21 protein-coding genes are annotated in these 21,155 nt (G+C 64.4%); 16 read left to right on the forward strand and 5 right to left on the reverse strand.

What is annotated here, in order from left to right:
- Window positions 1–115: 115 nt before the first annotated feature.
- The 6 genes from rimP to truB all read left to right on the forward strand — a co-directional run bounded on the left by rimP (window position 116) and on the right by truB (window position 7,280).
- Window positions 116–871, forward strand: a complete 756-nt coding sequence (gene rimP, locus AC0X69_RS13125) for a ribosome maturation factor RimP (RefSeq protein ID WP_482608241.1) — start codon at window positions 116–118, stop codon at window positions 869–871.
- A 2-nt stretch (window positions 872–873) separates the two neighbouring features.
- Window positions 874–2,469, forward strand: coding sequence for a transcription termination factor NusA (gene nusA, locus AC0X69_RS13130; protein ID WP_482608243.1), 1,596 nt, complete (start codon window positions 874–876; stop codon window positions 2,467–2,469).
- Window positions 2,470–2,473: 4 nt separating this feature from the next.
- A complete protein-coding gene (locus tag AC0X69_RS13135) occupies window positions 2,474–3,154 on the forward strand; it encodes an RNA-binding protein (RefSeq protein WP_482608245.1) in 681 nt (226 codons plus the stop codon).
- A gap of 21 nt (window positions 3,155–3,175) precedes the next feature.
- Window positions 3,176–5,803, forward strand: coding sequence for a translation initiation factor IF-2 (infB, locus tag AC0X69_RS13140; RefSeq protein WP_482608247.1), 2,628 nt, complete (start codon window positions 3,176–3,178; stop codon window positions 5,801–5,803).
- A gap of 152 nt (window positions 5,804–5,955) precedes the next feature.
- A complete protein-coding gene (rbfA, locus tag AC0X69_RS13145) occupies window positions 5,956–6,381 on the forward strand; it encodes a 30S ribosome-binding factor RbfA (RefSeq protein WP_482608248.1) in 426 nt (141 codons plus the stop codon).
- Window positions 6,378–7,280 (forward strand): tRNA pseudouridine(55) synthase TruB, encoded by a 903-nt coding sequence (gene truB / locus AC0X69_RS13150; RefSeq protein ID WP_482608249.1) that lies wholly within the window; start codon window positions 6,378–6,380, stop codon window positions 7,278–7,280. Before rbfA ends, truB begins: the two co-directional genes overlap by 4 nt.
- 2 nt (window positions 7,281–7,282) lie before the next feature.
- Here the strand turns inward: truB and AC0X69_RS13155 are convergent, their stop codons facing one another.
- Both AC0X69_RS13155 and AC0X69_RS13160 read right to left on the reverse strand, forming a co-directional pair.
- The gene (locus AC0X69_RS13155) at window positions 7,283–7,687 is read right to left on the reverse strand and encodes a type II toxin-antitoxin system VapC family toxin (protein WP_482608250.1); all 405 of its coding nucleotides are present in this window, start codon (window positions 7,685–7,687) and stop codon (window positions 7,283–7,285) included.
- Window positions 7,684–7,929, reverse strand: a complete 246-nt coding sequence (locus AC0X69_RS13160) for a type II toxin-antitoxin system Phd/YefM family antitoxin (RefSeq protein ID WP_482608251.1) — start codon at window positions 7,927–7,929, stop codon at window positions 7,684–7,686. The genes AC0X69_RS13155 and AC0X69_RS13160 overlap by 4 nt, the downstream gene beginning before the upstream one ends.
- 90 nt (window positions 7,930–8,019) lie before the next feature.
- Between AC0X69_RS13160 and murI the strand changes: the two genes are divergently transcribed.
- Window positions 8,020–8,841: a glutamate racemase gene (gene murI / locus AC0X69_RS13165; RefSeq protein WP_482613396.1), complete on the forward strand. Its 822-nt coding sequence runs from the start codon at window positions 8,020–8,022 to the stop codon at window positions 8,839–8,841.
- Here the strand turns inward: murI and smbP are convergent.
- The gene (gene smbP, locus AC0X69_RS13170; RefSeq protein ID WP_482608252.1) at window positions 8,838–9,176 is read right to left on the reverse strand and encodes a small metal-binding protein SmbP; all 339 of its coding nucleotides are present in this window, start codon (window positions 9,174–9,176) and stop codon (window positions 8,838–8,840) included. The two genes, murI and smbP, sit on opposite strands and share 4 nt — an antisense overlap.
- Window positions 9,177–9,301: 125 nt before the next feature.
- The gene (locus AC0X69_RS13175) at window positions 9,302–10,552 is read right to left on the reverse strand and encodes a cytochrome-c peroxidase (RefSeq protein WP_482608253.1); all 1,251 of its coding nucleotides are present in this window, start codon (window positions 10,550–10,552) and stop codon (window positions 9,302–9,304) included.
- A 314-nt stretch (window positions 10,553–10,866) separates the two neighbouring features.
- Here AC0X69_RS13175 and AC0X69_RS13180 point away from each other — a divergent pair, with 314 nt between their 5' ends.
- The gene (locus AC0X69_RS13180; RefSeq protein WP_482608254.1) at window positions 10,867–11,880 is read left to right on the forward strand and encodes a hypothetical protein; all 1,014 of its coding nucleotides are present in this window, start codon (window positions 10,867–10,869) and stop codon (window positions 11,878–11,880) included.
- Between the two features lie 155 nt (window positions 11,881–12,035).
- Window positions 12,036–12,608, forward strand: coding sequence for a GTP cyclohydrolase I FolE (gene folE, locus AC0X69_RS13185; RefSeq protein ID WP_482608255.1), 573 nt, complete (start codon window positions 12,036–12,038; stop codon window positions 12,606–12,608).
- A gap of 16 nt (window positions 12,609–12,624) precedes the next feature.
- Here the strand turns inward: folE and leuB are convergent, their stop codons facing one another.
- Window positions 12,625–13,734, reverse strand: coding sequence for a 3-isopropylmalate dehydrogenase (leuB, locus tag AC0X69_RS13190; RefSeq protein WP_482608256.1), 1,110 nt, complete (start codon window positions 13,732–13,734; stop codon window positions 12,625–12,627).
- Between the two features lie 245 nt (window positions 13,735–13,979).
- Here leuB and AC0X69_RS13195 point away from each other — a divergent pair, with 245 nt between their 5' ends.
- From AC0X69_RS13195 to AC0X69_RS13225, 7 genes are all read left to right on the forward strand, one after another.
- Complete coding sequence (locus AC0X69_RS13195) at window positions 13,980–14,459, forward strand: hypothetical protein (protein ID WP_482608257.1); 480 nt, start codon at window positions 13,980–13,982, stop codon at window positions 14,457–14,459.
- 171 nt (window positions 14,460–14,630) lie between these two features.
- Window positions 14,631–15,551 carry a preprotein translocase subunit SecG gene (secG, locus tag AC0X69_RS13200; protein ID WP_482608258.1) on the forward strand — a complete coding sequence of 307 codons (921 nt, stop codon included), beginning with the start codon at window positions 14,631–14,633 and terminating at the stop codon, window positions 15,549–15,551.
- Window positions 15,552–15,658: 107 nt separating this feature from the next.
- Complete coding sequence (gene pyrG, locus AC0X69_RS13205; RefSeq protein WP_482608259.1) at window positions 15,659–17,287, forward strand: CTP synthase; 1,629 nt, start codon at window positions 15,659–15,661, stop codon at window positions 17,285–17,287.
- Between the two features lie 21 nt (window positions 17,288–17,308).
- Window positions 17,309–17,908 carry a GTP pyrophosphokinase gene (locus AC0X69_RS13210; RefSeq protein ID WP_482608260.1) on the forward strand — a complete coding sequence of 200 codons (600 nt, stop codon included), beginning with the start codon at window positions 17,309–17,311 and terminating at the stop codon, window positions 17,906–17,908.
- A 54-nt stretch (window positions 17,909–17,962) separates the two neighbouring features.
- Window positions 17,963–19,090 carry an IS630 family transposase gene (locus AC0X69_RS13215; RefSeq protein WP_482608261.1) on the forward strand — a complete coding sequence of 376 codons (1,128 nt, stop codon included), beginning with the start codon at window positions 17,963–17,965 and terminating at the stop codon, window positions 19,088–19,090.
- 88 nt (window positions 19,091–19,178) lie between these two features.
- On the forward strand, window positions 19,179–19,577 hold the full coding sequence (locus AC0X69_RS13220; RefSeq protein ID WP_482608262.1) for a hypothetical protein: 399 nt from the start codon (window positions 19,179–19,181) through the stop codon (window positions 19,575–19,577).
- Between the two features lie 104 nt (window positions 19,578–19,681).
- Window positions 19,682–20,809 (forward strand): IS630 family transposase, encoded by a 1,128-nt coding sequence (locus AC0X69_RS13225; protein WP_482607591.1) that lies wholly within the window; start codon window positions 19,682–19,684, stop codon window positions 20,807–20,809.
- Window positions 20,810–21,155: the final 346 nt, after the last annotated feature.

A 21,155-nucleotide genomic window follows, 5' to 3' on the forward strand; every position in this document is an offset into this window, starting at 1 on the left:
AGGGCCTAACTTCATCTCATAACGATCATTCTCGGATGGTCGCCGATTGAGAGTGGGGCCCCCCGGGGACCCGCTCTTTTTGTTTTGAACGCCCCGGGAGCTTCAAGGACAAAGCTTGACGGAAAACGCCGCCGCCCTCGCGACACTCGACGAACCGCGTCTCGTCACCGAGACGGGCGTCGCGGCGCGCGTGGCGCATCTTGCAGAGCCGGTGCTGGCGCAGTTGGGCTACCGCCTCGTGCGCGTGCGGCTCTTGCAGCAGAACGGACAGACTCTGCAAATCATGGCGGAGCGTCCGGACGGCACGATGACGATCGAGGACTGCGAGGCGGCAAGCCAGGCGCTGTCGCCCGAGCTCGATGTCGCAGACGTTATCGCCAATGAATATCGCCTGGAGATTTCTTCGCCGGGCGTCGACCGTCCGCTCGTTCGACTGTCGGATTTTCTCCGGGCCGTGGGCCATGAGGCGAAGATCGAATTGACGCACCCGCTCGAGAGCGGACGCAAGCGCTTTCGCGGCGTCATCCGCAGCGTCGAAGGCGAAGGCCGCGGCGCGGCGCTTACGCTCGAGCGCACCGACGCGCGTTCGGACGAGGAGAAGACCGTGTCGCTGCCTCTCGCCGATCTCGACGAAGGCCGGCTGGTGCTGACCGACGCGCTGATCCGCGAGTCGCTTCGCGCCGGCAAGCTCCAGCAGGCTGAAGACACGCAGGGCGGCGAAGAGGCGGAGGAGCGCCCGCGCCGGGGACCGGGACGCTTTCGCGGCCCCGCACAACAGAAACAAAGGCCGCTGGCTCCGGCCGGCGTGCAAACCCAGTTCAAGAAGGCCGGCGGCAAACCCAAGCCGCCCGCCCGCTCCAAGGGAGAGTGACGATGGCCGTCAGCGCCAACCGACTTGAGATTTTGCAGATCGCCGACGCCGTCGCGCGCGAGAAGTCGATCGACCGTTCGATCGTCATCGCGTCGATGGAGGACGCGCTGCAAAAGGCGGCGCGCTCGCGCTACGGCCAGGAAACCGAAGTGCGCGCGGAGATCAACGCCAAGACCGGCGAGGTCCGGTTCTCCCGGCTGCTGCTCGTCGTCGACGAAGTCGACAATGACGCGACGCAGATATCGCTCGCCGACGCGCGCAAGCGAAATCCGGCGGCGCAATCCGGCGACTGGATCTCTGAAACGCTGCCGCCCTTCGACTTCGGTCGCATCGCCGCGCAGTCCGCCAAGCAGATCATCGTGCAGAAGGTGCGCGAGGCCGAACGCGACCGCCAGTATGAAGAATACAAGGATCGCATCGGCGAAATCGTCAACGGCGTGGTCAAGCGGGTCGAATACGGCAATGTCATCATCGACCTTGGCCGCGGAGAAGCCGTCATTCGCCGCGACGAGATGATTCCGCGCGAAATGTTCCGCCCCGGCGACCGCGTTCGCGCCTATGTCTATGACGTGCGCCGCGAGCAGCGCGGGCCGCAGATCTTCCTGTCGCGCACTCATCCGCAATTCATGGCGAAGCTGTTCAAGCAGGAAGTGCCGGAAATCTATGACGGCGTCATCGAGGTGAAGTCGGTCGCGCGCGATCCCGGCTCGCGCGCCAAGATCGCCGTGGTGTCGCGCGATTCCTCGATCGACCCGGTCGGCGCCTGCGTCGGCATGCGCGGCTCCCGCGTCCAGGCGGTCGTCGGCGAATTGCAGGGCGAGCGCATCGACATCATTCCCTGGTCCGCCGACGCCGCGACGTTCATCGTCAACGCGCTGCAGCCGGCGGAAGTCGTCAAGGTCGTGCTCGACGAGGACAGCTCCCGCATCGAGGTCGTCGTGCCCGACGATCAGCTGTCGCTGGCGATCGGACGCCGCGGACAGAATGTGCGTCTCGCCTCGCAGCTTACGGGCTGGGACATCGACATTCTCACCGAAGCCGAAGAGTCGGAGCGCCGGCAGAAGGAGTTCGTCGACCGCACGAAAGTGTTTATGAGCGCGATCGACGTCGATGAGGTCGTTGGTCGGCTGCTGGCTTCCGAGGGCTTCCGCTCGGTGGAGGAGCTCGCCTACGTCGAGCTCTCGGAACTCGCGTCGATCGAAGGCTTCGACGAAGAGACCGCTGGTGAAATCCAGAACCGCGCGAAAAACTATCTGGAGCGCATCGAGGCTGAGAATGAAGCTCGCCGCAAGGAGCTTGGCGTCGCCGACGAATTGCGCGAGATCGAGGGCCTCACGACCGCGATGATGGTGAAGCTCGGCGAGAACGATGTGAAGACGATGGAGGATTTCGCCGGCTGCGTGCCGGACGACCTCGTCGGCTGGAGCGAGAAGAAGGATGGCGAGACGGTCAAGCACGAAGGCTTTTTCGAAGGCATCGATCTGTCGCGCGAAGAGGCCGAGGCGATGATCATGACCGCGCGCGTGCGCGCCGGCTGGATCGAGGAGCCTGTCGCGGCGGAAGAGGTCGAGGCCGAAGCTCAGGCGGAAGGCGAATAGCGGATTGATCGAAGCGATGACGCGCGAGCCGCATAATTCGGAGAGGACCTGCATCGTGACGCGCGAGCGTGGCGCGCCCGATGCGATGATCCGCTTCGTGCGCGGACCGGACGGCGCGCTGGCGCCGGACATCAAGGCGCGTCTGCCTGGCCGCGGCGTCTGGGTGACGGCGCGCGCCGATCTCGTCGCGCAGGCGGCGCGCAAGCGTCTGTTCGCGCGCTCGCTGAAGACGCAGATCGACGCTGCGCCACAATTGGCTGACGAGGTTGACCGATTGCTCGAAGCCGATTGTCTGCAGATGCTGTCGCTCGCCAATAAGGCGGGGGCCGTCGTCGCCGGCTTCGGAAAATCGGCCGACGCCCTCGCGCATGGCGCCGTGGGCGCGCTCGTCGAGGCGTGCGACGGGCGAGATGACGGCAAGCGCAAGCTTGCCCAGGCGGCCCGGCGCGCCGGGTCGACGGCGCCCGTTATCGGCTTATTTTCCTCGCTGCAATTGGATTTGGCGTTGGGCCGCACAAATGTGATACATGCTGCCCTCGCCGAGGGCGGGCCGACGTCCGCTTTTGTTGCGCGATGCCGTCGACTCGCAGCCTACCGGGGCGTAAGCATCGACGGCGCGACGGCGACGGGCGACGAAATCGATGCGCAGCCGAGCGGCTGCGCGAAAGAAGTTAACGGGTCATAGCGACCTAGGATTGGGAACTGGATGAGCGAAGGCGAGAACAGCGGCGACAAAACTCTGACCGTCGCGCCGTCGAAGACGCTGCACTTGAAGCAGCGACCCGTCGAGCACGGAATGGTCCGCCAGAGTTTCTCCCACGGCCGTTCGAAAGTGGTCGTGGTCGAGAAGGTGAAGCGCCGCGCCCCTGGACACGTCGAACCGGCGAAGCCGGCCGGCGCGCCGGCCCCTGCGCCTGCGCCTGCGCCGGCGGCGCCAACGGCCGCGCCGAAAGCCGAGACCCAGCGTCCCGCGCCTGCGCCGCGTTCCAGCTCCGGCGTCGTGTTGCGCGCGCTGACGGACGAGGAGCGCGAAGCGCGCGCCCGGGCGCTGGTCGACGCGAAGTCGCGCGAAGAGGAAGATCGCCGCCGCGCCGAGATCGAATCCAAGGCGCGGGCGGAACGCGATGAGCGCGAGCGCGCCGAACGCGCCGCGGCCGACGCGCGCAAGCGCGAAGAAGAAGAGCGCCTCGCGCGCGAGGCGGAATCTAAGCGAAAATCCGAGGAAGAAGCCCGCCGCCGCCTGCCGTCGGAGGCCGCTGGCGTCGCGCCTGCGCGTCCCGCGCCCAGCGCTGCGGCGCCTCGGCCGGCTGCGTCGCCTCGGCCGGCGGCCGCCCGTCCTGCGGGCGAGTCGGAGCAGCCGCGTCGTCCGCCGGTGCGCACCATCGGCGGCTTTACGCCGCCCCAGCCGCCACGCCCGACTCCCTCTCGCGGCGGCGCGATGAAGGATCGCGGCCGTCTGACGGTCTCCACCGCCACCGCCGGAACCGACGAAGAGCGCACCCGCTCCGTCGCCTCGTTCAAGCGCCGCCAGCAGCGGCTGTTCCGCGGTCAGGTGGAGCAGAAGGAAAAGGTGCTGCGCGAGGTGATCCTTCCCGAGACGATCACTATTCAGGAACTCGCCAACCGCATGTCGGAGCGGGCCGTTGACGTCATCCGCCTGCTCATGAAGCAGGGCGAGATGCACAAGATCAACGACGTCATCGACGCCGACACGGCGCAGCTCGTCGCCGAAGAGATGGGCCATACCGTCAAGCGCGTCGCCGAATCTGACGTCGAGGAAGGCCTGTTCGACACGCCCGACGTCGACGCCGATCTCGCGGCGCGTCCGCCGGTCGTCACCATCATGGGCCACGTCGACCACGGCAAGACGTCGCTGCTCGACGCCATTCGCCAGGCGAATGTCGTCTCCGGCGAGGCGGGCGGCATCACCCAGCATATCGGCGCTTATCAGGTGACGGCGCCGAACGGTCAGGCCGTCACCTTCATCGACACGCCCGGCCACGCCGCCTTTACGGCGATGCGCGCCCGCGGCGCCAAGGTGACGGACATCGTCGTGCTGGTCGTCGCGGCTGACGACGGCGTCATGCCGCAGACCATCGAGGCGATCAATCACGCGCGCGCCGCGCATGTGCCGCTGATCGTCGCCATCAACAAGATCGACAAGCCGGACGCCAAGCCCGAACGGGTGCGGACCGAACTGCTCCAGCATGAGGTGCAGGTCGAATCCATGGGCGGCGAGACGCTCGAGGTTGAAGTCTCGGCGAAGCAGAAGACCAATCTCGACAAGCTGCTCGAACTTATCGCGCTGCAGGCCGAAGTGCTCGACCTGAAGGCCAACCCCGAGCGCGCCGCCGAAGGCACCGTCATTGAGGCGCGCCTCGACAGGGGCCGGGGTCCCGTCGCGACCATGCTGGTCCAGCGGGGCACGCTCCACGTCGGCGACATCATCGTCGCCGGGACGCAATGGGGCCGCGTGCGCGCGCTGCTCGATGATCTGGGCGCGGCGCGTCCGGAGGCGGGCCCGAGCTTCCCGGTCGAGATCCTGGGCTTCAGCGGCACGCCGGAAGCCGGCGACCGCGTCGCGGTCGTGGAATCGGAAGCCCGCGCCCGCGAGATCGCCGAATATCGCGAGCGTCAAAAGCGCGACAAGCTCGCCGCCCGCGGCGGTTCGGCGCGCGGTTCGCTGTCCGACATGATGAGCCAGCTCAAGACGGCGGGCCGCAAGGAATTCCCGCTCGTCATCAAGGGCGACGTGCAGGGGTCGGTCGAAGCCATCGCGGCGGCGCTTGAAAAACTCGGCACCGACGAGGTGGGGGCGCGCGTCGTGCACGCCGGCGTCGGCGGCATTTCGGAGTCGGACATCTCCCTCGCCGAAGCTTCGAACGCTGCGGTGATCGGCTTCAACGTGCGCGCGCACAAGGAGGCGCGCGAGGCGGCCGAACGCGCAGGCATCGAGATCCGCTACTACAACATCATCTACAATCTCGTGGATGACGTGAAAGCCGCGATGTCCGGCCTGCTGGCGCCGACGCTGCGCGAAACCATGCTTGGCAACGCGACCATCCTCGAAGTGTTCGACATTTCGAAGGTCGGCAAGGTCGCGGGCTGCCGCGTCACCGACGGCGCCGTCGAACGCGGCGCCAATGTGCGGCTGATCCGCGACAATGTCGTCGTGCATGAAGGCAAGCTCTCGACGCTCAAGCGCTTCAAGGACGAGGTCAAGGAGGTCGTCGTCGGACAGGAATGCGGCATGGCCTTCGAGAACTACCAGGACATGCGCGCCGGCGACGTCATCGAGTGCTACCGCGTCGAGGAAATCAAGCGAACGCTGTAAGCGGCGCCGCAGCGCCGGGGAATGGCATGGCCGGGCGAGGTCCCGGCCATCCACGTCGCGTCGCGCCGCGCTAGTTTCATTCGTTACCCCCTACGAGCAGCGTCCGCCGCAAGCGCGGGCATGACGCGTGATTGCAGTCATCGGGTTTGAAAATGTCCAGAGCGCATCACTCACACACCGGCGCGCCGTCGCAGCGCATGTTGCGGGTCGGCGAACTCGTGCGTCATGCCGCTGCCCGGCTGCTGGCGCGCGGCGAAATCAGCGACCCGGTGCTGGAACGTCATGTCGTGACGGTTTCGCGCGTGAAGATGAGTCCCGATCTCAAGCTCGCGACGATTTACGTCATGCCGCTGGGCGGCCAGGACGAGCCGGAAGTGCTTGCCGCGCTTGATCGCCACAAGCGTTTTCTGCGCGGAGAAGTTGCGCATGAGGTCAATTTGAAATTCGCGCCCGAGATCCGCTTTCGCATCGACGACACATTCGACAATGTGTCGCGCATCGACGCGCTGCTCAGCTCCGAGCGCGTCAAGCGCGATCTCGCGGCTGGCGATGACGCCGAGGATGGCGCCGACGGATGAGCAAGAAAAAATCCAATCGCGCCGTGGTCGACGGCTGGGTGGCGCTGGACAAGCCCGTGGGTCTCACCTCCACTCAGGCTGTGTCGCGCCTCAAGCGCATCTACAACGCTCAGAAAGCTGGCCATGCGGGCACGCTTGATCCGCTCGCGTCCGGCATTCTTCCCGTCGCCTTCGGCGAGGCGACCAAGACCGTGCCTTTCGTTCAGGACGGCGAGAAGGCCTATCGCTTCACCGTGCGTTGGGGCGTCGAGACCGACACCGACGACTCCGACGGGCGCATGATGCGCGAGAGCGCGGCGCGCCCCGAGCGAACAGCGATCGAAGCTCTGCTGCCGCAGTTTACCGGCGACATTTTGCAGACCCCACCGCAATTCTCGGCGATCAAGATCGCGGGCGAGCGCGCCTACGACATCGCCCGCGAAGGCGAGCATGTGGAGCTGAAGCCCCGCGCGGTCAGGATCCACGCGCTGACGCTGATCGAGGCGTCTCAGGACGACGCCACCTTCGTCATGGAATGCGGCAAGGGCGCCTATGTGCGCGCGGTCGCCCGCGATCTTGGCCAAATGCTCGGCTGCTTCGGCCATGTCACGGCGCTGCGACGCACGCGCGTCGGACCTTTCGTCGAGGACGACGCCTATACGCTCGACGAGATCGAAAATCAGAACATGGCCGCAGAGGCGCTGCTCTCGGTCGAGGCCGGATTGGCCGAGCTGCCTTGCGTCGTCGTCGACCGCGACACCGCGGCGCGGCTGCGGCGCGGCGGCTCGGTGATCTTGCGCGGCCGCGACGCGCCGCATGAGGGGATCGTCTACGCCGCCTGCGGCGGCGTGCCGGTCGCCTTCGGCGAGATCGTCCAGGGCGCGCTCGCGCCAGCGCGAGTTTTCAACCTGCCGTTCTGAGTCTATGCAACTGGAGGGACGCCTTCCGCTCGCGCAGCGCGATCTAACTGAGCGTCGAGCGTCGCGAGCGCGACGTCCTTGCGCAATGCGAGTTCGAGATAGGCGGCGTCGTAGGCGGTCAGCTGGTGCTTGCGCGCAAGCGGCATCAGGCGCTTCTCGTCGCAGTCGGCGTCGATCGTGATCGGCAAGCGCGCGATTATTTGCAAAAGCTCTTCAGTTTCTTTCGACGTCAATCGCCGCCGCCGCTCGCTGACGAGCAGGACATTGCGAATCTCAAAATACAGCAGGGATGGCGCGAATGCGGTTTCGTTGCGGAGGCGTTCGATGGCGCTGACAGCGCTCGGCTGGCCCTCGTCCGCGAGCGCGAAGGCCGCCAGGATCGAGGCGTCGATAACAAAGCCAGTCAATATTTGTGGCGGTTATGGCGTGCGCCGAGCACCTCCGCCAGTGGCGCTTTCTTCGTGCGTTCGCGAAACTTCGCCAGATCGTCGATCGCGCGATCGATCTCAACCTGTTTGAGACCTGTTTCAGGCGCAAGGCGCGCGATTCGACGTCCATGGCGAGTAATAACGATCGTTTCGCCGCGCTCGACGGCGGTCAAAAGCTCCGCCAGTCGGGCCTTCGCATCTGAGGCTTGCACTTCTCGCATGAGCATTTTTAGACTGGTTAAAATAACTGGTCAAGTTTCAACAATGGTCACCGTGTCGCGGAAGCTTGTGCTATGGGTTCAAGCATCGGCATGACCCGTCCGCCCAAACTCCTCGTCTTCGACTCCGGCCTCGGGGGCCTTACGGTCTTCGCCGAGATCGTCAAGCTGCGCCCCCATGCGGAATATCTCTACTGCGCGGATGACGCCGGCTTTCCTTACGGCTCGTGGAAAGAGCCGGAACTTGTCGAACGCGTGATGAAGCTCATGGCGGAACTGATCGCCGATCATGCGCCGGACATGGTCGTCATCGCCTGCAACACCGCCTCGACGATCGTTCTGCCTCATTTGCGCGTGCATTGGCCGGACCTGCCCTTCGTCGGCACGGTGCCGGCGATCAAGCCGGCGGCTGAGCGGACAAGGTCGAAGATGATCTCCTTGCTGGGGACGCCAGGCACGGTGGCGCGCGACTACACGCAAAAACTGATCGCGCAATTCGCCGGCCATTGCTCGGTCACTCTCGTCGGCTCGAAGCGTCTGGCGAGCCTCGCCGAAAGCTACATGCACGGGGAGCGGGTGAGCGACGCCGACATCGCCGCGGAAATTGCGCCCTGCTTCAGGGAAGAAGACGGCAGGCGCACCGACGCCGTCGCGCTCGCCTGCACGCATTACCCGCTGCTCGTCGAGGAGTTCAGGCGGCTGGCGCCGTGGCCGGTGGAATGGATCGATCCGGCGCCTGCGATTGCGCGTCGCGCCGATCAGCTGCTTGCGGAGCGGTTTGGTCCCGATGTTTCGGGAGACCTGCCGGCCTCCCGAAGCGCGATCTTCACGAGCGGCGCGCGCCCTCCGGCGCCTCTCGCCGCAGCGCTCGCGCGCTACGGCCTCGCGTGGTGCGCTTTCGCCTCGACCGCTTAATGCGGCGCGTGGTCGAGTTTCGCCAGCGCTTCTTTGGCGTGCTTGACGCCGCCCTTGGCGTTGCCCTTTTCGCCGAACTTGATCGCCTGCTTCAGATGGACGATGCCGGCGCGCACGAAGCGGTTGGACTTCTCCTTCTGGGCGGCCTGGGCGTGCTCCAAGGCCTGCTTGGCGTGTTCGACGACACCGTCCGCCTTGCCATCGAGGCCAGCGTCCACGGCCGCGCGTGTGTGGGTGATCGCCTCCGCGACATGATTTTCCTGCGCGAGCGCAATTGGCGAGAACAACGCCGCGACGGACAGCGCGACGAAGGCGATGAAGGCTCTGCGTATCATAGTTTCCTCCCGAAACCCTTGGTAAACGCGGGCTTGACCGCTACCGTCAGCTCCGCTTTTGTAGAACTAAGGGGCCCACGGCGTCGCGCAAGAGCCGCAACGCCTCCGCGACTCGGTGTCGCGCGTCAGGGTCTCGGGCGATCGGTCAGCGTTTCGAGAAAGGCGACGATGGCGTCGACGTCCTTTTCCGACAGTCTCGGCTTTTGCCCTGGCTTGCGGTCATAGGGCGCCTCTTCGACGTTGACGTTTTCATGCGCGGATCGCGGCAGGTCGTCGAACTTCTGCGGCTTCCCGCGTGCGTTCTTCGGGTACCAGCGGCCGGGATCGGTGTCGCGGGTCGCGTAAAAGGCGACCACGTCGCGCAGTCTGTCGAAGACGCCGTTGTGCAGAAAGGGGCCGGTCACGGCGACGTTGCGCAGCGTCGGAACCTTGAAGGCGCCGCAGACGCTCTCGACCTTGAAGCCCTCCGGCGCCGCTTCTGCGAGTCCGGGGCGCGCGCAGAGGCCGAGATCGCCGACGAAGTCGGGCTTCGCGGCGGTCGGGATCGCCTTATTCTTGGGACCGCCGAGCGCGTCATAGGTGAAGTCGGTGAAAAGCCAGTCTTGCGGGTTGCGCGACTCCTCCTTGCCGGCGTGACAGGCGAGGCAATTGCCCTTTTTTGGATCCTTGAAAAGGTCGAGGCCTTTCTTCTCCAGCGCCGTCAGCTGCGCGTCGCCGCGCAGATAATCGTCGAATTTGGAGGCGAAGGGATGAAAGCGCGCGGTCGACTCGAAGGCGACGACCGCCTGCGCGAGCTTCTCGAACGCCGCGTCCGGATCGGCGAAAATCTTGTCGCCATAGACCTGGCGGACAAGGTCGGCGTAGGCGCCGCCCTGCACCGCCTCGACGATGAAGCGCTTCGAGGGCGCATTCATTTCGAGCGGATCGAGCATCGGCCCTTCGACCTGAGCGAGGAGATCGCGCGCGCGGCCATCGTAGAACTGTCCGCCGGCGGGGATCTTTTCGACCTTGCCCGTCTCTTCGTCTTTCTCGTCGATGAAGCCGAAGGGCGGGGCGAAGGACTCATACATGATCGAGGGCGTGTTGCGCTTGCCGAGCGAGGTCGGCAACGAGCCGCGCGCCACGGCGGGGACGTCCGATCCGTTATTGCCCTGAAAGGCTTTCGCGGCGTCATGACAGGAGGCGCAGGAGACGCCCGCCGGACGCGACAGGCTCGCGTCTTCGAAGATGCGTTTGCCCAGGAGCTCCAGAGGCGTGAGGCCACGCTCGTCCGGCGCGCCCGAGGACGAAGGCTCCGCGCAGATCGGCGCGCTGAGCAAGGCAAAGAGGACGCAAAGCGCCGCTCGGCGCGCTTTGCGCAGGCAGGGAAGTCTCACTTGGGCGGCCCGCCGGAGAGAGAAATGCGCTGTCGCGCCTCTCCAAACTTTAGAAATCGCGCGGGGCGAAGGTCAATTTCGTTAACCTGGATTGCTTCCAGCATGGATGCGAATTTACGCCGCATCCAGCGCCCGGAGCCAAGGCGCGACCGCCTCAGCCCAAGCCTAACAATCTGATGTTAACTAGTTTTCAACGAGTCAAAGCTCCCCGGCGCAGTACAGCCACATTTTTACGTTTGTCTGAGCGCGAACAGTGTGACCGCGCGCGACTCGTCAGGGAGTTCCTGGCGCGTGGCCAATGGAAGGGTTCAGGCATGAGAGATATCGGCGACGATAAGGAGCTGATGGCTGAATTTGCCGAGTTTAAAGAGTTGCTGCGCCGCGATCTCGGGCACGCGCCCGCGCCGTCCGCGCCCCTGGCGGTTCAAGCCGCCAATGAGCACGCGCCCATCGGCGCGACGATCGATCCGGGTCCCTCGCCGCAAGCGCCGCGCGCGGAGGAAGCATGGAGCGCGCTCCATGCGACCGAGGAAGAATTCTACGATGAGCCGGAGGACGAACGCGAGGGGGGCCGTCGGGCCCTGTTCTTCGCCGCCGCGGCCGTCGTCATCGCCGGACTGGCGGCCCTGACATGGGTCCTGGGGCCGTGGAACGCCGTCGATCCGGGCGAGGACCCGGCATTGGCCGCGGCGCCGCCATTGGCCGCTCCGGAAGCCGCCGCGCCTGCTCTCGACAGCGCGGCCACGCAGCCGCAGGACGCCGCGCCGGCGCCTGCCGAGGCCGCCATCGACGCCGCGCCGGCCGGAGAAACATCACCGGCGGACGCCGCCGCAATGGCCAAGCCCGCGGAAGCGGGCGCCGCCGTTCCGTCGCTAGGCGCGTCCATTCCGGTTCCCGCCGGCTCCGCCGCCGCGCCTCAACTCGCGCCGCTCCCCACGGGGCCCGCGACGACCGCCGCACTCCCGGAGGAGCCGGCGCCGCCGCCGGTAGCGTCCGCGCCGCCAGCGCCCGCGCCGAAGGCCGTGGCGCCGAAGTCGCCGCAGGCTGCTGCGCCGGCCGCGCCCGTTTCGGAGCCGCCGCCTGCCGTTGCGGAGACGATGGACGCGCCGAAGCCTGCGCCGCGCGCAAAGGTCGCCAAGCAGAAAAAGCCGGCGAAGCCCGTCGCCAGCCGTCCGCGGCCCGTCGAGGCGCCAGTGGCCGTCGCCGCGCCCGAGCCCGCGCCGCTCGCGCCGCCGCCTCCGCCGCCGCCTGCAAGCGACGGCGCGTTCGGCTTCGTCAAGCGCTCGGTGAATGCGGTCGGATCGGCGATCGGCGGCCTGGTGCGCTGATCGGACGAATTGAGCATCGAAACGCCGGCGCTTCACGCGTCGGCGTTTTCTTTTGACGAACGAGCGGCGGTGGCCTTTGCCAAACGCCCTGGCCTGTGACTTTATCCAGACAATTGCGCGCTCACGGTCGCATCAACGATTCTGGAGAGAAAGGCATGGCCAAACCCACCCAAGCTGACGCCGAAGCGGCCGTGCGGGTTCTCATCGAATGGGCGGGCGACGATCCCGATCGCGAGGGGCTGATCGACACGCCGGAGCGCGTGGCGCGTTCGTATCGCGAGCTTTTCTCAGGCTATGAGGTCGACCCGCGCGACTATCTCAAGCGCACCTTCGACGAGGTCGGCGGCTATGACGAACTCGTCGTCTTGAAGGACATTCGCGTCGTCAGCTTCTGCGAGCACCATCTGCTGCCGGTCACGGGCCGGGCGCATGTCGGCTATCTGCCGAGCAACCGCGTGGTCGGCATCTCGAAGCTCGCGCGCGTCGTGCACGCCTTCGCCCGTCGTCTGCAGATCCAGGAAAAGCTCACCGCCGAGATCGCCGAGGCGATCCAGGACATTCTGGAGCCGCAGGGCGTCGGCGTCGTCATCGAGGCGGAGCACAGCTGCATGACGCTGCGCGGGGTCAACACGACGGGCTCTCTGCTGACGACGAGCCGGCTGCTCGGGGTCATCCGCGACGACCCGCGCACCCGCGAGGAATTCCTCGGCATGGTGCACGGGAAGTAAATCGCGCGGACTTTCCTTAAGACAGCGTCGTCTTCAGCTCCGCGACGATCGCATCGCCCATCTCCTTCGTCGAGACGGTCGACGGCGCGGCGCCCTTGATGTCCGCCGTGCGCAGCCCCTTCGCCAGCACATTGGCGATCGCCGCGTCGATGGCGTCGGCCGCTTTCGGCAGGTCGAAGCTGTAACGCAGGGCCATGCCGAGCGAGCCGATCATCGCGATCGGATTGGCGACGCCCTTGCCGGCGATGTCGGGCGCCGAGCCGTGGCAGGGCTCATACATCGCATGGCGCTTGCCCTTTTCATCCGCAGCGCCGAGCGAAGCAGAGGGCAGCATGCCGAGCGAGCCGGTGAGCATCGCGGCCTCGTCCGACAGCATGTCGCCAAAGAGATTGTCGGTGACGACGACGTCGAACTGCTTGGGCCAGCGCACGAGCTGCATGGCGAGCGCGTCGGCCAGCATATGTTCGAGCTTCACGTCCGAATATTCGCGCTTGTGGAGCGCCGTAATGACCTCTCGCCACAGATAGCCGGACTTCATCACGTTCGACTTCTCGGACGACGTGACCTTGTTGCCGCGCTTGCGCGCCAGCTCGAAAGCGACCCTGCCAATGCGCTCGATTTCGTAGGTCTCATAGACCTGCGTGTCGACCGCGCGCTTTTGGCCGTTGCCGAGTTCGGTGATTTCCTTCGGCTCGCCGAAATAGACGCCGCCCGTCAGTTCGCGCACGATCATGATGTCGAGGCCGTCGACGAGTTCGCGTTTCAGCGACGAGGCGTCGGCGAGAGCCGGATAGCAGATCGCCGGACGCAGATTGGCGAAAAGGCCGAGATCCTTGCGCAGGCGCAGGAGTCCGGCTTCCGGCCGCACGTCGTAAGGGACGCCGTCCCATTTCGGGCCGCCGACCGCGGCGAGCAGCACGGCGTCGGCCTCATGCGCGCGCTTCATGTCGGCTTCGCTGATCGCCTGCTTATGCGCGTCATAAGCCGCGCCGCCGACGAGCCCCCGCTCGACTTCGAAACTGGCGACGCCCGCCTCGTTCAGAAGCGCAAGCACTTTCTCGGCTTCGGCGGAAATCTCCGGACCGATGCCGTCGCCGGGCAGGAGCAGGAGCTTGTATGTGGCCATGAATACCTCTTCGTCGGCTTGAAACTCGCGCCGTCAATAGAGCGCGGCGCCAAGCGACGCAACCGCGCGAAAACTCTCTTGGTCGTGCGACAATTCGCCCGCCACTCTTTGCTTGCCGCAGCCCGCTTAGCCGTGCAGCTTGAAAAATGTCAAACGCAAGGGGGCTTCGCGCGAGACGCGTCAGATCAACGAACGACGTCGGCGGGAAGCGATGCGCAGACGCTCTGCGCAGTTGGGAGACGCAAATGAAGAGCTACAAAACCATCATGACAATCGCGGCGCTTGGTCTGTTCGGCGCCCTTGCCGGCGCCGCGCCCGCCAAGGCCTTCTGCCTCATCAATTGCGAGCCCAAGCCCGAGCACGCGAAGCAGGTCTTCGAAAATCTGATCAAGAAGAAATTCGACAAGGACGCGGTGATCGAGAAGTTCGAGATCACCCGCTTCTGGCCGCTCGACGTCGAAGGAGCGGGCCATGCGGGCTATGAGTTCTACTATACCGCGAACGTGCGCTTCCCGAACGGCGCCAATCTCGAATGCAAGCCCGAGGGCGGCGCGCCGAAGCCCGGCTGCTCGGACAATACGAGCTATTATTCGACGACGATCCAGAACCAGATGATCAAGGACAAGCAATATATCGAGCCGGGCAAGGTCATCGAGTTCAAGGACGAGACGCGCTTCGACCAGGAAGGCTCGAAGTGGAAGGGCCAGGACGGGAATACGTACTGATGGCGTCGAGCCGTTAGGGACGCCAGAAATCGCGAGCCGTCAGGCTCGCGATTCGCGTTTAGCGGCTGATCGCACGGTCTTTCGCCCCTTCCGTGCGCGCGGCGCTTGGTGTAGAAGGCGCCCAACGGATTGCGCGCCGAGTTCGGCTGCGGCGCGGCTGGAAGGGTTCACATGCAGCAGGTCATTATCGCGATCCACCTGATGGTGGTGACGGCGCTGGTCATTCTCGTGCTTTACCAAAAGTCGGAGGGCGGCGCGCTCGGCATGGGCGGCAGCGGCGTCTTCACGGGGCGCGGCCAGGCGAATGCGCTCACCCGCGCCACGGGCATTCTCGCGACGATCTTCTTCATCACCAGCATCGCGCTGACCGTGCTGCCGGCCTGGGAGCGGCGCAGCGAGGGCGGCGACGACTGGACCAAGGCGATCGATCCGGGATCAATCCAGATCAAGGAGCTTCCCAAGGGCGAAGGCAAGGGCGACGTAAAGGGCGAGCAGGCCGCGCCGGAAAAGGCGCCCGAGCCCGGCAAGGACAGCATTTTCGACCAGCTCCAGCGCGCGCAGCAGAAGCGTCAGCAGAGCGCGCCCGCAGAGGCGCCGCCCGCCGCCGCCCCGCCGGCGACAACCACCCCGCCGGCCGCGGCGACGCCGCCCGCCGTGACGACTCCGCCCGCCGCCGAAGCGCCCGCGCTGCGCCCGACGCAGGAGCCCACAGCGCCGGCTCCGGCCGCGGAAGCGCCGAAGCCAGCCGAGTCGCCGAAGGCGGAAGCGCCCAAGCCTGAAGCGACGACGCCTATCGCGCCGAAGAGCGAAGCGCCCGCTGCGCCGGCCCAGACGGCCCCCGCCGCGCCGGCCGTGACGCCTCCGGCCGCCGAGGCGCCGAAGCCCGACGCGTCCAAGAACGATGCGTCCAAGAACGATGGCCTGAAGTGGGAAGCGCCGAAGACCGAAGCGCCGCCGGCCGCCACGGAGTCGAAGCCCGCCGAATCGAAGCCGGCCGAGTCCGAGGCCAAGCCAGCCGCCCCAGCGGCCAAGCCCGCCGAGCCGGAAACCAAGTCCGCGCCGCCGACCATCTGGAAAGCGCCGACTCAGTAAGCCTTACGTTCAGTCGTCCATCCGACGCACTCGGCTGGGGGCGATCGCCCCCGGCCCGCTAAAATTCGCTATCAGAATCGCTGGAAAGGCGTTAGGCGTTAAGCCCCATGGCGCGGTACATCTTCATCACCGGCGGCGTGGTCTCCTCACTTGGCAAGGGCTTGGCGTCGGCGGTGCTCGGCGCGCTTTTGCAGGCGCGCGGCTACACGGTCCGGCTTCGGAAGCTCGACCCCTATCTCAACATCGATCCGGGCACGATGTCGCCCTATCAGCACGGCGAGGTCTTCGTCACCGACGACGGCGCCGAGACGGATCTTGATCTCGGGCATTACGAGCGCTTCACCGGCCGTCCCGCCTCGCGCCAGGACAATGTCACCACCGGCCGCATCTATCAGGACATCATCAACAAGGAGCGGCGCGGCGACTATCTCGGCGCGACGATCCAGGTCATTCCGCATGTCACCAACGCCATCAAGGAATTCATCCTCGAGGGCAATGAGGACGTCGATTTCGCGCTGATCGAGATCGGCGGCACCGTCGGCGACATCGAGGGCCTGCCGTTCTTCGAGGCGATCCGCCAGATCAAGAACGATCTGCCGCCGCATCACTGCATCTACATCCATCTGACGCTGCTGCCGTTCATCCCGAGCGCCGGCGAGTTGAAGACGAAGCCGACGCAGCATTCGGTGAAGGAGCTGCGTTCGATCGGCATTCAGCCGGACATTCTCCTCTGCCGCACCGACCGCGAGATTCCGCGCGAGGAGCGCCGCAAACTCGGTCTCTTCTGTAACGTGCGCGAACAGGCGGTGATCGAGGCGCGCGACGCTTCGAACATCTACGACGTGCCGCGCGCCTATCACGCCGCGGGGCTGGATGCGCAGGTGCTCGCCGCTTTCGGCATCGAGCCCGCGCCAAAGCCCGACATGAGCCGCTGGAACGCGGTGACGCAGCGCATCAACAATCCCGAGGGCGAAGTCACCATCGCGGTCGTCGGCAAATACACCGAGATGAAGGACGCCTATAAGAGCCTCATCGAGGCGCTCGCGCATGGCGGTCTGGCGAACCGCGTCAAGGTCAATCTCGACTGGATCGAATCGGAGATTTTCGAGACCGCCGATCCGGCCGCGCATCTTGAACATGTGCACGGCATTCTCGTCCCCGGCGGCTTCGGCCAGCGCGGCGCCGAGGGCAAGATTCTCGCGGCGCGTTTCGCGCGCGAACGCGGCGTGCCCTATTTCGGCATCTGCTTTGGCATGCAGATGGCGGTGATCGAGGCCGCCCGCGCGCTTGCCGGAATCGAGAAAGCGAATTCGACGGAGTTCGGCCCCTGCGCCGAGCCGGTCGTCGGCCTGATGACCGAATGGCTCAAGGGCAATGAGCTCGAAAAGCGCGGCGTCGGCGAGGGTCTCGGCGGCACCATGCGGCTTGGCGCCTATCCCGCGCTGTTGAAGCCGGGCTCGCGCATCGCGGGCATTTATGGCGCGAGCGAAATCTCCGAGCGCCACCGCCATCGCTATGAGGTGAATTTCGCCTATCGCGAGCGGTTAGAGGACTGCGGGCTTTTGTTTGCGGGTTCTTCGCCCGACGGGCTTCTGCCCGAGACGGTCGAAATCCCCGAGCACCCCTGGTTCATCGGCGTGCAATATCACCCGGAATTGAAGTCGCGCCCGTTCGAGCCGCATCCGCTTTTCGCGAGTTTCATCGCCGCGGCGAAGGCGCAGAGTAGGTTGGTGTAGGGGACTATAGGGAATGCTTAAGTGTCTGATCGATTGATAGTAGAGCAGGTTGGCCTCTACCAAAGGAATCGCCACGCCTATGAAGGCTTTGCTGGAAAGCTCAAAACGCTACTTACGGAAATCGTCCAGAGTCAGGGGTTGAAAATTCATACGGTTGAAGCTCGTGCGAAGACGGTTGAAAGCTTTAGAGAAAAGATACTTCGTCCAGGAAAAAGTTATTCAGACCCAATGCACCAGATCGATGATTTATGTGGGTGTCGCATAATAACCTATTATGCAGATGATGTTGACGTCGTAGCGGAATCAATTCGCAAGGAATTCGAGGTTGTTGGTGAGGAGATGTCGCATAGGACTGCAGCCATGGAGACCGATAGATTTGGCTATCTGTCAACGCACCTCATCATCAAACTTTCCCAAAACAGAGCCGCTTTGTCTGAGTGGAAGGCCCTGTCCGATTTGAAGGCTGAGGTGCAAATTAGATCGATCATTCAGCACGCTTGGTGCGCTGTTTCCCATGCTTTGCAATACAAGCAGGAGATCACCGTTCCCTCATCCCTGCAACGTCGGCTTCATCGCATCGCTGGTTTGTTTGAGCTAGTGTCCTGTCCCAGAAATTACTAGCCACGTTTTCGCGATTGTGATTCCTTCGGCCCAGGCGGGATTCGGGAGGGCGGCATGGCGAAGGACGGAGCGACCAAAGCGAGCAAGATTGAGCTCAGCGAGAACGAACGGGAATACCTCAAAAGGCTCGTCCGGCGACGCAAGGTGGCGCGTGGGCATGCGCAACGCGCGGAGATCGTGTTGCGGGCCGCTGACGGGCTCAACAACTGCGAGATCGCGGCTGCGGTCGGTGTAACGCGGCAGACCGTGCGCACATGGCGCGAGCGTTTCGCCAAGCACCGTCTCGATGGTCTCGACGATGAGCCGCGCTGTGGCGCGCCACGCAAGATCGGCGACGACCGCGTTGAGGAGATCGTGACCAGGACACTCGAAACGCAGCCCAAGAACGCGACGCACTGGAGCACGCGCGGCATGGCGAAAGCATCGGGCGTGTCGACTTCGTCGGTTCATCGCATTTGGCGTGCATTCTCCCTACAGCCGCATCGCACCGAGACTTTCAAGCTCTCGACCGACCCGCAGTTCGTCGAGAAAGTGCGCGACATCGTTGGCCTCTATCTCGATCCGCCCGACAAGGCGCTGGTGATATGCGTGGATGAAAAGAGCCAAATACAAGCGCTTGATCGAACGCAGCCGCTGCTGCCGATGCGCCCTGGACAAGTCGAGCGGCGCACGCACGACTACGACCGCCACGGCACTACGACGCTCTTTGCCGGCTTCATCGCTGCTGTCACGGCTGAGACGACCGTGAAGGCTGGCAGTGTGATCGGCACATGCATGCCGCGCCATCGCGCGCAGGAGTTCCGCAAGTTTCTCGACGAAGTGGAGAGCAACGTTCCCGCCGGCCTCGACATTCACGTCGTGATGGACAACGCTTCGAGCCATAAGACGCAAGTGATCCGCAACTGGTTCGCCAAGCGGCCCCACTGGCACATGCATTTCACGCCGACATCGTCGTCGTGGATCAATCAGGTCGAACGCTTCTTCGCGCTGCTGGCCGAAAAGCAGATCAAGCGAGGCGCGCACAAGTCCGTCAAAGACCTCATCGCCGCCATCAAGGCTTTCCTCGCCCAACAGAACGCTGATCCGAAGCCGCTGCGCTGGACCAAGTCAGCCGACGACATTCTGGCCTCCATCGAACGCTTCTGCCGTCGCACCCTCGACCTCCAAGCCAAAGCTGGATAGAAACTTCTGAATCAGGACACTAGCTGATGAGGAGTTCGTTGGAATTCGCGACCTTATAACTGCGCGTAAGCAATCAACGCATGAGGCTATGAAAAAGGGAGATGAGCATATCCCCCTTGCACCTGATATCCTGTCTGAGGCGGTAAAGTCTTGGTATGATGGTACAGATTTGAATGAATATCTTCTGAAATTGAACTTTTACGTGGGCAACCAAGAGGGTTATATTGAAGAACTTTATCGGTTGGCCACTGCAGTTGGACTGGAGAGTGTGAACGAAGTGCTGAAGGCAATCTCGCCTCCTGATAAGAAGTTCTTGGAGGCTGCGACGGGCAAGGTACCCTGGAATGCATCGCGGGATTTCGTCGCGTTTCTACTACTGTTCGCGAAATATCACGCTAAGCTAGGCATCAACTATCTTATCAAATTGGACTGGGACAAAGACATTGCCGACCGGGTATGGCATGCGGCCGCTGCGAGGCGAGGGTAGATTCCGTCTGCTGCCAACATTAGCTAGTGTCCTGTCCCAGAAATTACTAGCCACGTTTTCGCGATTGTGATTCCTTCGGCCCAGGCGGGATTCGGGAGGGCGGCATGGCGAGGGACGGAGCGACCAAAGCGAGCAAGATTGAGCTCAGCGAGAACGAACGGGAATACCTCAAAAGGCTCGTCCGGCGACGCAAGGTGGCGCGTGGGCATGCGCAACGCGCGGAGATCGTGTTGCGGGCCGCTGACGGGCTCAACAACTGCGAGATCGCGGCTGCGGTCGGTGTAACGCGGCAGACCGTGCGCACATGGCGCGAGCGTTTCGCCAAGCACCGTCTCGATGGTCTCGACGATGAGCCGCGCTGTGGCGCGCCACGCAAGATCGGCGACGACCGCGTTGAGGAGATCGTGACCAGGACACTCGAAACGCAGCCCAAGAACGCGACGCACTGGAGCACGCGCGGCATGGCGAAAGCATCGGGCGTGTCGACTTCGTCGGTTCATCGCATTTGGCGTGCATTCTCCCTACAGCCGCATCGCACCGAGACTTTCAAGCTCTCGACCGACCCGCAGTTCGTCGAGAAAGTGCGCGACATCGTTGGCCTCTATCTCGATCCGCCCGACAAGGCGCTGGTGATATGCGTGGATGAAAAGAGCCAAATACAAGCGCTTGATCGAACGCAGCCGCTGCTGCCGATGCGCCCTGGACAAGTCGAGCGGCGCACGCACGACTACGACCGCCACGGCACTACGACGCTCTTTGCCGGCTTCATCGCTGCTGTCACGGCTGAGACGACCGTGAAGGCTGGCAGTGTGATCGGCACATGCATGCCGCGCCATCGCGCGCAGGAGTTCCGCAAGTTTCTCGACGAAGTGGAGAGCAACGTTCCCGCCGGCCTCGACATTCACGTCGTGATGGACAACGCTTCGAGCCATAAGACGCAAGTGATCCGCAACTGGTTCGCCAAGCGGCCCCACTGGCACATGCATTTCACGCCGACATCGTCGTCGTGGATCAATCAGGTCGAACGCTTCTTCGCGCTGCTGGCCGAAAAGCAGATCAAGCGAGGCGCGCACAAGTCCGTCAAAGACCTCATCGCCGCCATCAAGGCTTTCCTCGCCCAACAGAACGCTGATCCGAAGCCGCTGCGCTGGACCAAGTCAGCCGACGACATTCTGGCCTCCATCGAACGCTTCTGCCGTCGCACCCTCGACCTCCAAGCCAAAGCTGGATAGAAACTTCTGAATCAGGACACTAGCAGCAACGGGAACAAAGGACTTCAGTCGCATTTTTTAGGGATTTGGCTCCCAGCATCACGCCCGTGATAGGCGCGTGCATGACATTCGGCCATACGCGCGCTCACCCCACCTCGTACTCCTCGTCGATCGGCACGCCGAGCGCGGCGACGAGGGTTGGTTTCCGAGGCCATGCCGACGATCGAGAGCCGCGCCCTCTATGATTGGTGCCGCAGTCCACGTGCTTCGAGACGCGCCTCGATCTCGGGCTTGCCCGAGATCGACATTTACATGCGCAAGTCGGGTAAACCCGACTTGAGGGCGCTCCTCAGCATGAGGACCGCTT

This window comes from Methylocystis sp. Uni0008 (assembly GCF_056838045.1).

Excerpts from the sequence above, each read along its gene's own strand:
- nusA (WP_482608243.1), top strand. The coding sequence starts at position 874 with ATGGCCGTCAGCGCCAACCGACTTGAGATTTTGCAGATCGCCGACGCC.
- infB (WP_482608247.1), top strand. The coding sequence starts at position 3,176 with ATGAGCGAAGGCGAGAACAGCGGCGACAAAACTCTGACCGTCGCGCCG.
- rbfA (WP_482608248.1), top strand. The coding sequence starts at position 5,956 with ATGTCCAGAGCGCATCACTCACACACCGGCGCGCCGTCGCAGCGCATG.
- truB (WP_482608249.1), top strand. The coding sequence starts at position 6,378 with ATGAGCAAGAAAAAATCCAATCGCGCCGTGGTCGACGGCTGGGTGGCG.
- AC0X69_RS13160 (WP_482608251.1), bottom strand. The coding sequence starts at position 7,929 with ATGCGAGAAGTGCAAGCCTCAGATGCGAAGGCCCGACTGGCGGAGCTT.
- murI (WP_482613396.1), top strand. The coding sequence starts at position 8,020 with ATGACCCGTCCGCCCAAACTCCTCGTCTTCGACTCCGGCCTCGGGGGC.
- smbP (WP_482608252.1), bottom strand. The coding sequence starts at position 9,176 with ATGATACGCAGAGCCTTCATCGCCTTCGTCGCGCTGTCCGTCGCGGCG.
- AC0X69_RS13180 (WP_482608254.1), top strand. The coding sequence starts at position 10,867 with ATGAGAGATATCGGCGACGATAAGGAGCTGATGGCTGAATTTGCCGAG.
- folE (WP_482608255.1), top strand. The coding sequence starts at position 12,036 with ATGGCCAAACCCACCCAAGCTGACGCCGAAGCGGCCGTGCGGGTTCTC.
- leuB (WP_482608256.1), bottom strand. The coding sequence starts at position 13,734 with ATGGCCACATACAAGCTCCTGCTCCTGCCCGGCGACGGCATCGGTCCG.
- AC0X69_RS13195 (WP_482608257.1), top strand. The coding sequence starts at position 13,980 with ATGAAGAGCTACAAAACCATCATGACAATCGCGGCGCTTGGTCTGTTC.
- secG (WP_482608258.1), top strand. The coding sequence starts at position 14,631 with ATGCAGCAGGTCATTATCGCGATCCACCTGATGGTGGTGACGGCGCTG.
- pyrG (WP_482608259.1), top strand. The coding sequence starts at position 15,659 with ATGGCGCGGTACATCTTCATCACCGGCGGCGTGGTCTCCTCACTTGGC.
- AC0X69_RS13215 (WP_482608261.1), top strand. The coding sequence starts at position 17,963 with ATGGCGAAGGACGGAGCGACCAAAGCGAGCAAGATTGAGCTCAGCGAG.
- AC0X69_RS13220 (WP_482608262.1), top strand. The coding sequence starts at position 19,179 with ATGAAAAAGGGAGATGAGCATATCCCCCTTGCACCTGATATCCTGTCT.
- AC0X69_RS13225 (WP_482607591.1), top strand. The coding sequence starts at position 19,682 with ATGGCGAGGGACGGAGCGACCAAAGCGAGCAAGATTGAGCTCAGCGAG.